The organism is Phaeodactylibacter xiamenensis, assembly GCF_965229835.1.
GTDB lineage: Bacteria > Bacteroidota > Bacteroidia > Chitinophagales > Saprospiraceae > Phaeodactylibacter > Phaeodactylibacter xiamenensis.
The window spans coordinates 4,892,064-4,905,237 of record NZ_OZ245931.1; the positions used below are offsets into that span (position 1 = coordinate 4,892,064).

Below are 13,174 nucleotides of genomic sequence, written 5' to 3' on the forward strand. Positions count from 1 at the left end.
GACCTAATGCACGGCACCTAACCTGTAACAGGCCATGTTGCAGTGATCCAAAGCTTTTGAACAGCTCAAACTGAGCGTCACTATCCGATTGTTTCTCGGCACTTAAGTGCCATGCGGGTGAAAACACCTGTTAGGAGTACAGGAGCATTTGTTCTGGCAAGCGTTGATCCAGATTGACTTTAAGCCCATTCAAATTTTCGGGCTCAGTATAATATGGATATAACCAGGGTGGTGTGTAAATCTTAAATGTTTGGAGTCTTGGTTTGAAATAAGAAGCTTGTTCTGTCTCGATGGTGATAAATGTAGTAAAAATTAATGTATAAGCAAAAAAAACGGCATTTTTGATGAACAAAAAAAGAGCGCTGCGGCTCCTTTGCCGCAGCGCTCGAAATTCACACAATTAATGCCATGTCTTTACAGCCTTTTGCGGCTGTCTGTATGTTAATACCTGGAAATGGTAAATTTCTCTACCCAGTACTGATGCCCGGCCTGTACCCGCACGACGTAGGTGCCGGCTGGCAGTTGACTGACGTCGATTTGCTGTTGCACGGTACCAGGCATCCAATCTTGTGTGCCGATTGGCATTTGCTGTCCGGTCAGGGCATAGACTTCCACCCTCGCTTGCTCCAATTGTGGCTGATCAAGCTGTAGCGTGAGCAAATCCGCTACGGGATTGGGGTACAGGCTAAGTGCTGCGGTGGGCGCATTTTCTTCCAATGCCGCTAAAGGGGTGCCCAATCCATTGCTGCCTGAACAGTCGTCTCCTTCATAAATAATGATGTTGCGGAAGTAGGAGTTGCCATTGCGGGGCGGTCGGTCATGGTCAGCCGTGAAGAACAGGTACTGAAATTCCCCGGTATAAAATTCACCAATCGGGATGACGTATTTTTTCCAAATTGCCCCTCCGGGATAGTTGTCGTAGTTGCCATAACCCCAGTTTTGAATACCGTATAACCGGATCAGGCGGTTGGAGGATATGCTGTTGTTTTCGTCAAAGCCAATGCCATGTATTTCTCCCTGACGAGTAGAACCAAATTCCAGTTCAATGACAGTATTAGGCGTCACCTCATAATTGACTTCTATGGCTTTCCAGGCGTTGTTTTGGATACGGAGCACCTGGCCATCATCGAGCAGATCGTGAGTGCCCGCATCCTGTGGTCCACCGAAGGACAGGATTTCGTAATCCGAAAAGTTGATGGTGAGGCAATTGTTGTCTCCTGGCTCCGGCTGTTCTGCAGGCAGGCAGAAATTGACTTCCTCTCCGGTACCGTACTCCCCACCCGTGGCCAACAGTAAGCCACTTGTGTCCGTAAGGGCGTAATAGCCATCACCGTAGTCGCAGCAGATGCCATCGCCGTAGGTGTCCCGGATTTCGAATACATAACATCCTTCCTTGAGGCAGAGCATTTCGTTAATGATGGTACCATTTGTTGTATTGGGATACGGGCCGCCACTGTATTGTAATGCGCCACTGGTATCTCTGATTTCCCAGGTGGTTTCAATGCCATAGGCATCGAGGACAATCTCCAGCGCGACTTCCTGTCCGGCGCAGGTGTCAATACTTCCGCCTCCGCCATCTGTAGCACAGGCTTGCAGGCAGTCCGCATCGGCTACGGCGTTGCGCAAGACGTTACCGGGCTGAAAGCCAAAACCTTTACTGAAATTGATACCCACGTTGCGCAGGTGGCAGTAGCTCATCATCGTGCCGCCGTCGGAAGGCCAACCCGGGGAGGCGCAGTTACCTTCCGTATACCCTGCACAATCATCGATAGCAGTATTGTTGCCGTTCCAGGCACAGGCGTGGGTATGACGGGCGCCAAAGGAATGCCCAAGCTCGTGCGCGACCACCATTACCGAAAAGGAATAAGTGGGTACGGCAGCGTAAGTTGCATTAATGCTGCTGAACCCGTGCCGGGGCGAGTATTCATTGCATAGGCCAGACAGATAAGCGATGCCGCCGGAAGCCTGATAGCTGATCAGTTGGGCAAGGTCACCGTTAAAGGTGGGGCGCTCATTGACAAACTGAGTGAGAACGACAAAGCTGTTGTTGCCGTTGTACGGGCTAATCTGGTCCCAGAGCAGCATTTCAGACAGGCGGATGTTGACGGTTTCGTTGGCGTACAAGGTAGCTACCTGATTGAATAAGCCGGTGATATAGTTGGTGGCTCCGGCCACACCGCCTTTGCTTTGCACGACATCATAATCAATCTCCAGGTAGATCTGTACACAATCGCCAGGGCCACGTTCGCCCACCACCGGTTCCAGTTGCTCCGGGCGGTAATCCGGCGCATCATCAGAGGTAGCGCAGTCGAAAGGCATTTCGCGGAGCACATTATGGTCGTTATACAAGATGTACTCCTGAGGGGAGCGGGCTTCCTGGTTTTTTCCGAGCACGAGGTTGCCCTGACCGGGGGTGCTGATCAGCCCCATGACCTCGTCTTCAAAAAAGCTTAGGGCGACGACCGAGCCCGGTGCCCCCCTGACGACTCCCCGGTAGTGCGCCCCCTCTGGTGCTTTGACCGGGCGCTGTGTGGAAGCTGTAATCGCCACAAAGCCAGGGCTAAGCGGATTGACGCGGACCATCTCCAGGTCAATAGATCCGGACCGGCCTTTAGCAGGTAACGACAGCTTAATGGCGTCGGGTTTTAGGTGTGCCAAAGCAGAAAGGGGTTCTTCGTCAAGTTCAAGTAACGTAAAGTCATTGGCATCAAGCTGCCGTGCAGGGGCGTAATCAGATTGTTGTGAGAAGGTAAATAAGTTAAGCTCTTCAAATGTTGTACGTTCGTTTTTAGCGGTGTTTATCAAGTCAATGGGTTTGAGGCCTTGTTGTGCAAAGGCAAGCAGTGATGCCAGCAGCGCCAGCAACGTAAGTGGGAATCTCATGGTGTAAAACGGTTTTTGGTTAACAATCGGTTCTTGTTATCAATCAGTTGTCGGGGCACACCACTCCCTTTTGCTGACAAACGTTTCATTGTCAACAGGTGAGTGTTTGCATCATTAGTTAGCGCATGGCACTGCTACGTGCGCTTGCACCTGTGTAAATCCGGAAAGCTTCGCAACATCAGCCCTAAGGCAGTTGAAATGAAGCATACCGGCTCGTGGCTGGGGAAAACTTCAGAAGCCTAAGCTTCCAGAGCATGAAGCCTGCCCGCAGCGTTGTTTTTCATAAGATTATGGTTTGAATACAATGGATTTGCCGTGTTCAGTTTGACAATACAGTTGCTTATCACGCAGGGGGTCAATCCTGCAGCCTGGGGTCAAGAATGATGGCTTCATCGCAATAGTACCAGGGCGTGGAGCGTGCAGACCACGGCCACGGCGTACTATTTGCGTTTTCTCAAGGTAAGTTTGTGTTGAAGTCGTTCTCAGAAAAAGTGAAAAGGAAAAATGACAAACTGCTCTTTCGGAAGCGGTCTTAGTATTGCAGACCAGCTTGCCGGACCGAGCATAGAGTTGCCTTATTGCCCCCGAAACACTCTTTGGTTTGATGGATGATGCGGGTTTACCCCACAACTGATTAGGATGTTTCAAAGTTAACAGGTTTTAGACACATTCGCAAAGTATTAAACTAAAAAATTTTCTATATGAAAAAAAATATAAATTGTTTAGGCATGCGGCAATTTCTCAGACCTGGCTTCGTTATCATTGGCTTCTGTAGTCAGATACCTGGGGCCTTCGGAGCTCAATAGCGCCCTGTCATGCATAAAATTGGCTCCTTAACGTGGGCTTAACAAGTGATAGTATATACTGATATAAAAAGCATATAAAAAAAATAAATTCAAACAGGCATCATGATAAAAGCCCCGCCTGCTTCAACGGAAGCAGGCGGGGCTTTGTAATCAGAAGGTAAGAGGCTGTTTATGCCTTAAGCATTTTTGGTCGGTGTTTCTTCCTCCTGATGCTCTTCCTGTTTGTTCTCTTCGCCGTTTTGCTCAGCATTATTAGGTTCTGAAGGCGCTTCAGTGGATACCTCAGCCTCTTCCCTTTTTATAGGTTTCAACTGGCCGGCGATATGGTCATCAAAGCCGCTTTCCGGATCGTCCTCTGCCTCACTCGGGCGCTTGCCCAGCAGGCGCTCCACATCGGATTTGAGCAGGACTTCCTTGTCCAGCAATACCTCTGCCAGCTTTTCCAGGTCCTCCCGGTGTTCTGTCAGTAATTCTTTGGCGCGGATGTACTGAGACTCGACAAGTTTTCTTACCTCATCGTCAATCAGGGAGGCCGTGTCATCAGAATAAGGGCGCTGGAATTGGTCTTGTGACAGGCCATAGAAAGAAACCTGGCCGACCTTCTCATTCATGCCAAAGACGGTTATCATACTGTAGGCCATCTTGGTAACCTGATCAAGGTCATTTTGCGCACCGGTAGAGATTTTATCAAACACAATAGACTCGGCAGCCCGTCCTCCGAAGGTCATGCACATACGGTCGAGCAGTTGCTCGGTGCGCGTGATGTACTCTTCTTTAGGAAGGTATTGGGCGTACCCCAAAGTGCCAACACCACGTGGTACGATCGTCACCTTCACCAGCGGAGAAGCGTGTGGCAGGAACCATCCGCAGATGGCGTGCCCGGCTTCATGGTAAGCGATAATCTTCTTTTCGTTAGGGGAGATGAGCTTGTTTTTCTTCTCCAGGCCGCCGATGATGCGATCCAGTGCGAAGTTGAAGTCATCCATATCCACCGCCTGCTTATTGCGGCGGGCAGCCACGAGCGCGGCTTCGTTGCAAATGTTGGCAATATCTGCTCCCGCAAAGCCCGGTGTCATCTCTGCCAGAGCTTCAGCATTGACTCCTTCACCAATCTTAATATTGCGGAGGTGTACTTTAAAGATGGATATCCGGCCTTTGAGATCCGGGCGGTCAATACCGATTTGTCGGTCAAAACGCCCCGGGCGCAGCAATGCGCTGTCAAGTACATCCGGTCGGTTGGTAGCGGCCATCAGGATGACACCTTTGTCGGTGCTGAAGCCGTCCATTTCCACCAGCAACTGATTGAGGGTGTTTTCCCGCTCATCGTTGCCTCCCTGCATATTACCTTTCCCGCGGGCACGTCCAATCGCATCGATTTCATCAATAAAGATGATACAAGGCGCTTTCTCCCTTGCCTGCTTAAACAGATCGCGTACCCGTGAGGCACCAACACCCACGAACATCTCTACGAAGTCTGAACCGGAAATCGTAAAGAAAGGGACCCCTGCTTCACCGGCTACTGCTTTGGCAAGGAGTGTCTTACCAGTGCCCGGAGGGCCAACCAGCAGAACTCCTTTCGGGATTTTACCACCCAGAGCAGTATATTTTTTAGGATTTTTCAGGAAATCAACGACCTCCATGACCTCTTCTTTGGCTTCATCAAGCCCGGCTACATCCTGAAAAGTGACGTTAACCTTACTGTTTTGATCAAAAAGGGTCGCTTTGGATTTGCCTATATTGAAAATCTGGGCACCGGGCCCACCGGCACCACCGCTTACCCGGCGCATGATGAAAACCCAGATGGCAACCACGATGATGATCGGCAGGACCCAGCCCAAAAGTGGCGTCAGCCAATTCTGGCGGGTTTCAAAAGTTGGATAAATCCATTCCGATTCAGGTATATCTGCCTGCTCCTGCGTGATCCGCAGCCAATCTTCAAAGGCTTCCACTGAGCCTACTTCAAGCCAGTATTGGTAGTTCTCCCCGCTTAGCGAGGAGCGGCTTTCGGCATCTTTGTAAAACTCTGTTTTTTGCTCAAGGGCCTGCCGCTTGATGTAGATATAGCCCCGTTTTTGATTGACCACCACCAGTTTTTCCACGTCCTGGTCCGCAATCATTTCACCGAGTTTTTGCCGGTTCACCTGTTCCATAGTGCCTTCTGACATACTGTAGAAATTCAGTGCCAGCAGGAACAACGCAATAATCCCATAAATCCAATAAGTATTGAATTTGGGCCCGGTTGGCTTGTTCTTATCTTCTTGGTTATTCTTGTTCTCCATTAAAATATACGTTTATCGAATCAGGCAGAGCCAGGCCCTGTCTCAACTGATTGTAATGCTTGTCGTCCTGTAGCCGCCCCAAAATTAGAGTATTTCCACAAGACTGTAATCAGAGCCGGATGTCCGGGGTGATATACCCAGGAAATTTATGTAGTAACGTTCTTTACGATATTTCGTTGCCAGAATTCGGCCAAGAGTTCTGAGCAGACTATAAACTCTTGTATTCCGTAACCTGTGCGTCACTCCAAAGGCTCTCCAATTCATAGAAAGAGCGCCGCTCTTTATGAAACACATGCGCTACAGTCGTGAAGTAGTCGATGCAAACCCAAAGCGCATTTCGGTCGCCTTCAACATGGCTGGCAAAGGTATCTGCCTCTCTTTTGAGCCGTTTCTGAATGTGATCGGCAATGGCTTTTACCTGGGTGTTGGAGTCGCCTTCGCAAATGATGAAATAGTCAGTTGGGGCATCATCCAGTTTTCGCATGTCCAGCTTGATGATATTCTTGCCCTTGATGTCCTGAATACTTTCAATGATCAATTCGTTCAGCGCCTCGGTGGTGAGTTCGCGTTGTTGAACTTTGGTGTGTGAATTCAAACTCAGATTTTGTTAATTTTGCAATGAATAAAGGAGGCATTCGCTTTTCGTTTTGCCCCAAAATATGGTTCTGAGGTGGAATAGCCCCCTCCCAGGGCTTACAACAAATAAAATTATCAAATAATTTGCTCTTGCCTAACAAAAACACCCTTTTTATCGGAAAGGTTGTTCATGCCTTCGAGGCACTTGCTTCCACAAACAGTTACGCACAAGAACTCCTTGCAAAAAGTAAACCAACTGAAGGAACGGTCATTTCGGCAGCCACACAGACCGCAGGCCGTGGACAAATTGGCAGTAAATGGGAGAGCCCGGAAGGGGAGAGCTTGTCCCTGAGTGTCATTTTGTACCCTCATTTTTTACAGGCCCGCAAACAGTTCGAGCTCAATATGGCTGCCACTCTTGCGCTGCGTGATGCGCTGTCAGCTTATGCCAAATCTGTAGTAAGCGTGAAATGGCCCAATGATGTTTATCTGGGGCCGCGTAAAGTCGCAGGCATTCTTATCCAAAATCAGCTGGCCGGGCAGCTGGTACAGCATAGCATCATCGGGACCGGGGTCAATATTAATCAACGGGCTTTCCCTCCTGAGCTGCCATTCGCCACTTCACTGTACCTGGATACGGGCCTCATACACGACCTGGACGAGGTAGCGGCTTCTTATTTACAGGCACTCGAGCAACGCTACCTTCTGCTGAGGGCAGGGCAGACTACCCGGCTCAGGCGCGATTATTACCAGCACCTGACCGGGTATCAGGAGCTGCGCACTTATCGTTTGCCTGACGGCAGGGAGTTCGAGGCAGAGGCTGCCGGAGTAGATGAAGCCGGCCGCTTGCTTTTACGCATTAGTGGGGAGCTTCAGCCCTTCGCACTTAAGGAAATCGCATTGGTGCCTGATATTTCCTGATTTGTCGCAACAAATCGCCCCTTACTGGTCTTTTCCAGAAAAAAGGTTCATGAAAGTATACCTGATCACAATAGGTGATGAAATTCTTATCGGGCAGATTGTGGATACCAATTCGGCCTGGATGGGGCAGCAGCTCAATCTTAATGGAGCGCATATTACCGGGATAATGACCGTTTCGGATGAGGCAGAAAGCATCGTTCAGGCATTGGAGCAAGGGCTACGCTCCGCAGATGTGGTTTTAATGACCGGAGGCCTGGGGCCTACCAAAGATGATATCACCAAAAAAGTCCTTGCGGAGTTTACCGGCGGCAGGCTGTCTTTTCATGAACCGACTTACCAGCGTATCGAGCGGTTTTTTAAGCAGCTCGGGCGTCAGCCAACGGAAGCCCACCGGCTGCAGTCTTACATGCCGGACAACGCTACGCTGCTGACCAACCCAATGGGCACCGCCCCGGGCATGTGGTTTGAAGTAGATGGTAAGGTGATCGTCTCCATGCCGGGTGTACCTTACGAGATGAAAGCCCTTATGCAGAAGGAAGTCCTGCCCCGCCTGAAGGCACAGTACCCCCTGGAACGGATTGCCCACCGTACTTTACTCACAGCCGGAGAAGGTGAATCCCGCATTGCCGAGCGCATCGCCGACCTTGAAGACGCCCTTCCGCCCCATATCAAGCTAGCCTATTTGCCCAATCTAGGGAGAGTACGGCTGCGGCTCAGCAGCCGGGGGAGTCAGTCTGACCAATACCGGGACGAACTTGAGCAGTGGGCTAACCGTTTCAAAGAACGGATGGAGGACCTGCTCTTCGGAGAAGAAGAAGACCGCCTGGAGGCTGTAGTCGGGCAAATGCTGAAAGCACGCGGGCTGTGGCTCAGTACAGCGGAAAGCTGCACCGGCGGGTACCTTTCGCACCTGGTTACCAGTATTCCCGGTTCTTCTGCATACTTTCTTGGCGGTATCGTAGCATACAGCAATATAGTAAAGCAGGAAAAGCTGGGCGTGCGTACTGCTACACTGGAAACCGATGGTGCTGTAAGTGAGGCTACAGTCCGCGAAATGGTGGCTGGCACCCTGCAGCACTTCGGAGGCGATATTGCTGTTGCCGTTTCCGGAATTGCCGGCCCGGGCGGCGGTACGCCGGAAAAGCCGGTAGGGACCATCTGGCTTGCCGTTGGAGATCACAATGTGACGGAGGCTTATCTGCTTAAGGCTGGAAAAGACCGTGAGAAAAATATTGAATACACTGGTGCACATGCCCTGAATTTTATCCGCCGGTTTCTGAAAAAACATTATCCTGCCTCGGTAGCCAATGGCTAAATCAAGGGAAGGAGCAGGGGCTTTCGGAATGCAGTGCTTTATTTGTTTTACAAGTGCAAAACGGCTAATTTTGCGGTCTGAAAAGGCACAGGCAAAGACCTGCCAAATAGAACCAAAATACACAACGAAAGAAAGAATTATGGCTCAAGTCGAACTGATTATGCCCAAAATGGGGGAAAGCATCATGGAGGCAACCATCCTCAAATGGGTTAAACAGGTAGGAGACTCCGTTGAGGAGGATGAAACCATTCTTGAAATTGCCACAGATAAAGTTGATTCCGAAGTGCCTTCTCCGGTAGACGGAGTGATTCAGGAAATCCGCTTTCAGGAAGACGAAACGGTGGAGATTGGTAAAGTTATTGCGATCATTGGTACAGATGGAGAGGAAGCTACTCCGAAAGCCAGTCCAAGCGTCAAAGAGACAGCCGAGGCGCCTGCCGAAAAGACCAGCAGTAATGGCATAGATAAGCCGGAGCCTCAGCCAGAGCCTGCTATGGCTTCCGCTGATGCGCCCGTTGAGCGTACGGACAGCAGCAATCGCTTTTACTCACCCCTGGTCCGTACCATTGCGGAAAAAGAAGACATTAGCATGGCCGAACTGGAGCAGATCTCAGGTTCCGGCCTACAGGGCAGAGTGACTAAGAAGGATATCCTGGCTTACGTGGAAAACCGCAAAAGCCAACCCTCCTCTGCGCCTGAACTCAAGGCTCCCGTGCAGGAAACCGCTGCGCCAAAACAGCCCAAAGCACCGCCTGCTCAACCTGCTTCCGCCGGGGTATCTGCTTCCGATAATGTTGAAATTATTGAGATGGACCGCATGCGCCGCATCATTGCGGACCATATGGTGAATTCCAAAAAGACCTCACCGCACGTGACTTCTTTTGTGGAGGTGGATGTGACAAAGATTGTCAACTGGCGCAACAAAGTGAAAAAACAGTTCCAGGAAAAGCACGGAGAAAAAATTACCTTCACTCCGATTTTCATGGAGGCCGTAGCCAAAGCGATACGGGACTTCCCAATGGTTAATGTATCGGTGGACGGCAACACAATCGTACGCAAAAAGAACGTTAACATCGGTATGGCTACGGCACTGCCTTCCGGTAACCTGATCGTGCCCGTTATTAAAAATGCAGACCACCTCAATCTGATGGGGCTTACCAAGCAGGTTAACGGATTGGCGGCCCGCGCCCGGGCAAATAAACTGGGGGCTGATGAGATACAGGGCGGAACCTTCACCCTGACCAACGTAGGTACCTTTGGCAATGTCATGGGTACGCCAATCATCAATCAGCCTCAAGTGGCTATTTTAGCCGTAGGCGCGATCCGGAAAAAGCCTGCGGTAGTGGAAACTGAATACGGCGACCTTATTGCGGTCCGCCATATGATGTTCCTTTCGCTGTCTTACGACCACCGTGTTGTGGATGGTTTCCTTGGAGGTTCCTTCCTGCGCCGGATAGGAGACTATATGGAGCAGTTTGATGATACCCAAACCATTTAAAATACATTATTTCCGCATCGGATGCAGGAATTAGATATAAAAGTTGGCATATTCCTTGCATTCGATGCGGTTAAGTTTTATAATAGAAAAGTTTTTTACCCCCAACCCTGATGCCTTACAAGCACAATCATGAATAACGCCTTTTGTGCTCTGATGCCTGTTGGCGCAGAGCTTTGGTAACCTGTCGACATTAACCCTGAACGGTCCTCTGCCACGGCCGTTCCTCAAAAGTAACAGGCGCTATGAGAATATTGCTACTTGCCTTGTTGTCATTGACAATGGGGCACGCACTCAAGGCACAAGCCTACAAAAAAGAAGAGGCCAAGGCGTTCTTCGTCAATCAACGGTACGAAGAAGCGCTTGCTGTGTTAAAAACAGCAGAGTCCCTGGTAGCCAACGACCAGGAAGCGCGCTTCCTACTCGCGGTATCCTATTATCAAACCAACCAACTGGAAGCCGCGGGACGCTTGTTCCAGTCTATTATCCGTAGTGAAAAGGATCCTTTTCCGGAATGCTGGCTCTACCTGGGGAAGATCCGCCATGCTATGAACCAGTTTGCAGAAGCAGCGGGTTACTATAAAGACTATTTAAGGCGTATCCGCGCCAATAGCCCCAACCGGAAAATGGTATGGGACGATATCCGCCGCTGCGCAACCGGTATGCGGCTGCAGTACCTGCCCTCTGAAGTGTACGCTGAAAACCTGGGGCCCAAAGTGAACACTAACGGCGATGAGTTCGCACCCGTGCCCAGCCCTAACTTCAGCAATCGGTTGTATTTTTCATCCATGCGCAGCGGTAATTTGGGCGGGCGCAGAGACGAGAATGGAATGCCGGACAGCCGTACCGGACAGTTCTATAGCGATATTTTTTCCTGCCGTTCTGCTACCGGTGGTGGGGGGAACTGGCAGGAAGTAAGCTCTGTGGGGTACCTGGTCAACAGTACGCGGCACGATGTGCTCCTTGATTTCAATGCGGACGGTACTGTCCTGTATTTTTTTCAGGGCTGGCACCATGAGGACGCCAAGATTATTGTGGATACTTTCCGCAACGATAAGGAAGAGCGAACGGTGAGTTCTGATGTTTTCAAAGGGCCTATCAATCCTGCTATTGGTGATGAAGCGTTCTTCTTCGCCAGCGACAACCTGGTTTTCTTCGCCAGCCGGCGCCCCGGAGGCTACGGTGGGCTTGACCTGTATCGCCTTGAATACAAAAACGGGCAGTGGGGGACTCCTGTCAACCTTGGCCCTCAAATCAATACCGCCTATGACGAAACCACGCCCTTTCTGGCCCGGGACCGCATAACCCTGTATTACAGCACCAACCATCCTGATTTTAGTATCGGAGGACTGGATATCGTAAAAGCTGTTTTTAACGCCAATTCCGAAACCTGGACCACGCCTGAAAACCTGCTGACGAAGATCAACTCTTCTGAAGATGATGCCTACTTTCGGATCGCCAAGGACGGCTTCACGGGCTTTTTTGCCTCTTCCCGAAAGGACGGTATGGGACAGCGTGACCTTTATGCCGCTCATTTTGACAATTTTTTGCCGGAGATGGAACTCCGTGTGGATGAGTACTACGGGTATGTAGAATCCAGGCTTGTTGAACCCGAAGTAACCGGGCCTCAGGAGGATATGGCTGCTAATCCAGAAGGGGAATCGCTACCGGCTTTGCCTGAGGAGATCATCACTACTGAAGAGGTGGCGTCAGTGCCAGAAGCAGAAATGTCTGCGGAGCACGAAATTACAGGTGAACAGGAGGAGGTTCCTGTTCAGCCTCAGGTGGACGGGGCACCGGAGACCGCTTCTGAGGCAGGCAATGCCGGGCTGTTGTTCCTGCCCCCGATCTACTTCAGAATGGATACGCCGGAAGCCTTCTCCGCAGATCAGCTTCGGCAACTGCAGACCATCGCAGACACCATGCAAAAACAGGAAGATGCCTACCTGGTTTTAACGGCTTACCAGAAAGAGGTTGAAAGTGGCAAAGGCACAGCAATATTCAAAGGTGCTCAGCAGGCAGAAGCTGTCGCAAAAGCCCTTTTGGAAAAAGGAGTACCGAACGACCGTATTTTTATCAGAGGATTGCTTTCTGAAGCAGTAGGTGATCAGGAATGCAGTGTTGATTTTTCATTCTACCTTCCTGAAGGCAAGGCTGCCACAACCCCTCTTCCAGTCGTAGGTCTCCGGTACGCTAATGCAGTCCCCAGGCATCCTGTTCATCAACGGCTATTGTACAAGGTACAGGTAGGGGCACTAAGCGGCGCCTATGGCACCAACAGCCTCGATGCGTACGAAGGCGTCATGGTAGAACGGCAGATGGATGGTCCGTATTACCGGTATACGGTAGGTGCTTTTGCGACTTTTGAAGAGGCGGAGGCGTTTAAGGTGAAGTTGCTCAGGGGCGCCTTTACATCGGCTTACGTAGCAGCGTATATAGATGGGCGGCGTGCCGATCAGATGCGTGCCCGCAGGCATATCATTGACTTTCCGGACCTCAAGGCGTATACGGATTAATTCAGCCGGATAGGCGCGATCAGGAAAAAGGTTGGGATAATTGCTTTAAAGGTACTGTTGTCCAGTATGTTGACCATCTGAAAGGCACCGTGCATTTTCCCAATGCCTGTCGATAGGTCGCACCAGGAGGCATAGCGATGCTTGCCCCCCGGCGGCAGGACAGGCTGCTGTCCGATCACACCTTCCCCTTCCACTTCCCGCACATGTCCGTTGGCATCCCAGATAAACCAGTGGCGCCCAAGCAACTGCACGGTTTCCTTGCTGTTGTTCTCAATGGTGATTTCGTAGGCAAAAATGTAGCGGTGCTGAGCAGGACGGGAATAAGCGGCCTGATAGGAAGGCTGTACCGTAATCTGAATGCCGTTAGTCGTTTGCGTTGCCAT

General features: G+C 50.6%; 8 protein-coding genes. 4 read left to right on the forward strand and 4 right to left on the reverse strand.

The window, feature by feature from the left end:
* Positions 1-441: 441 nt before the first annotated feature.
* The 3 genes from ACO08I_RS18660 to rsfS form a co-directional block, all read right to left on the reverse strand.
* On the reverse strand, positions 442-2,883 hold the full coding sequence (locus tag ACO08I_RS18660; protein ID WP_421946740.1) for a zinc-dependent metalloprotease: 2,442 nt from the start codon (positions 2,881-2,883) through the stop codon (positions 442-444).
* A 982-nt stretch (positions 2,884-3,865) separates the two neighbouring features.
* Positions 3,866-5,968, reverse strand: a complete 2,103-nt coding sequence (gene ftsH / locus ACO08I_RS18665) for an ATP-dependent zinc metalloprotease FtsH (protein ID WP_081968689.1) — start codon at positions 5,966-5,968, stop codon at positions 3,866-3,868.
* Positions 5,969-6,176: 208 nt separating this feature from the next.
* Positions 6,177-6,563, reverse strand: coding sequence for a ribosome silencing factor (gene rsfS / locus ACO08I_RS18670; RefSeq protein WP_044219535.1), 387 nt, complete (start codon positions 6,561-6,563; stop codon positions 6,177-6,179).
* 131 nt (positions 6,564-6,694) lie between these two features.
* Here rsfS and ACO08I_RS18675 point away from each other — a divergent pair, with 131 nt between their 5' ends.
* The 4 genes from ACO08I_RS18675 to ACO08I_RS18690 all read left to right on the forward strand — a co-directional run bounded on the left by ACO08I_RS18675 (position 6,695) and on the right by ACO08I_RS18690 (position 12,791).
* Positions 6,695-7,465 carry a biotin--[acetyl-CoA-carboxylase] ligase gene (locus ACO08I_RS18675; RefSeq protein WP_282777023.1) on the forward strand — a complete coding sequence of 257 codons (771 nt, stop codon included), beginning with the start codon at positions 6,695-6,697 and terminating at the stop codon, positions 7,463-7,465.
* Between the two features lie 49 nt (positions 7,466-7,514).
* On the forward strand, positions 7,515-8,780 hold the full coding sequence (locus ACO08I_RS18680; RefSeq protein WP_421946741.1) for a competence/damage-inducible protein A: 1,266 nt from the start codon (positions 7,515-7,517) through the stop codon (positions 8,778-8,780).
* A gap of 139 nt (positions 8,781-8,919) precedes the next feature.
* Positions 8,920-10,278 carry a dihydrolipoamide acetyltransferase family protein gene (locus ACO08I_RS18685; protein ID WP_421946742.1) on the forward strand — a complete coding sequence of 453 codons (1,359 nt, stop codon included), beginning with the start codon at positions 8,920-8,922 and terminating at the stop codon, positions 10,276-10,278.
* Positions 10,279-10,520: 242 nt separating this feature from the next.
* Positions 10,521-12,791 carry a tetratricopeptide repeat protein gene (locus ACO08I_RS18690; RefSeq protein ID WP_282777033.1) on the forward strand — a complete coding sequence of 757 codons (2,271 nt, stop codon included), beginning with the start codon at positions 10,521-10,523 and terminating at the stop codon, positions 12,789-12,791.
* Here the strand turns inward: ACO08I_RS18690 and apaG are convergent.
* Complete coding sequence (gene apaG, locus ACO08I_RS18695) at positions 12,788-13,174, reverse strand: Co2+/Mg2+ efflux protein ApaG (protein WP_421946743.1); 387 nt, start codon at positions 13,172-13,174, stop codon at positions 12,788-12,790. The two genes, ACO08I_RS18690 and apaG, sit on opposite strands and share 4 nt — an antisense overlap.

Bases quoted from the DNA above. Each gene is read 5' to 3' on its own strand.
- ACO08I_RS18660 (WP_421946740.1), bottom strand. From the start codon at position 2,883: ATGAGATTCCCACTTACGTTGCTGGCGCTGCTGGCATCACTGCTTGCC.
- ftsH (WP_081968689.1), bottom strand. From the start codon at position 5,968: ATGGAGAACAAGAATAACCAAGAAGATAAGAACAAGCCAACCGGGCCC.
- ACO08I_RS18680 (WP_421946741.1), top strand. From the start codon at position 7,515: ATGAAAGTATACCTGATCACAATAGGTGATGAAATTCTTATCGGGCAG.
- ACO08I_RS18685 (WP_421946742.1), top strand. From the start codon at position 8,920: ATGGCTCAAGTCGAACTGATTATGCCCAAAATGGGGGAAAGCATCATG.
- ACO08I_RS18690 (WP_282777033.1), top strand. From the start codon at position 10,521: ATGAGAATATTGCTACTTGCCTTGTTGTCATTGACAATGGGGCACGCA.
- apaG (WP_421946743.1), bottom strand. From the start codon at position 13,174: ATGGCAACGCAAACGACTAACGGCATTCAGATTACGGTACAGCCTTCC.